The sequence below is a fragment of the Mammaliicoccus fleurettii genome, from assembly GCF_003970575.1.
In the GTDB taxonomy this organism is placed as follows: domain Bacteria; phylum Bacillota; class Bacilli; order Staphylococcales; family Staphylococcaceae; genus Mammaliicoccus; species Mammaliicoccus fleurettii.
Genome location: NZ_RXWZ01000183.1, coordinates 1 through 286, shown reverse-complemented (window position 1 = coordinate 286; position 286 = coordinate 1). Strand labels below are relative to the sequence as shown.

The following is a 286-nucleotide window of genomic DNA, read 5'->3' as shown; positions in this document are numbered from 1 at the left end:
GTTAAGCCAATCACTCTTTGAAGTACTATAAGTACTCAATTATTGGAATTAACGTTGACATATTGTCATTCAGTTTTCAATGTTCATTTTGTCTCACAAGAAACAATTATACTCTCTTTATTATCTTGTGTCAATACTTAATTCAATTTATTTTCAACTTTTTCAAGAAAAAAAGACCCAAGGGTCAAAATTGAATTTTGCCCGGCAACGTCCTACTCTCGCGGAACGTAAGCCCAACTACCATCGGCGCTAAAGAGCTTAACTTCTGTGTTCGGCATGGGAACAG

1 rRNA gene is annotated in these 286 nt (G+C 36.0%); it reads right to left on the bottom strand.

What is annotated here, in order from left to right:
* Positions 1–199 precede the first annotated feature (199 nt).
* Positions 200–286, bottom strand: a 5S ribosomal RNA gene (gene rrf, locus CD129_RS11940); the annotation flags it as partial.